Source organism: Gemmiger formicilis (assembly GCF_016901605.1).
GTDB lineage: Bacteria > Bacillota > Clostridia > Oscillospirales > Ruminococcaceae > Gemmiger > Gemmiger formicilis_B.
Window position 1 is genome coordinate 1 of sequence record NZ_JACJKP010001069.1, and the last position, 215, is coordinate 215.

1 pseudogene is annotated in these 215 nt (G+C 57.2%); it reads left to right on the forward strand.

Annotated features, from left to right (window positions below):
* Positions 1–143, forward strand: a pseudogene (locus H6B10_RS18635) (energy coupling factor transporter S component ThiW); the annotation flags it as partial.
* Positions 144–215 lie beyond the last annotated feature (72 nt).

The following is a 215-nucleotide window of genomic DNA, read 5'->3' on the forward strand; positions in this document are numbered from 1 at the left end:
TGGGCGGGCTGTGCGCCTATCCGGTAGCCATTCTCTTTATGGGCCAGGCCGCCGGGGATATTGCCTTCTACGCCTACATTATCCCCTTCCTGGTATCCACCGCCGCCGGTTCCGCAGATTCTGGAGCAGGGGTGCAAACATAGGCGTTTCCTTTTAGTGAGAAAGAGTTTTCTGCATCCGGTTCAAAGCGCCGGTGCTGCGCAGAGCGTAAACCA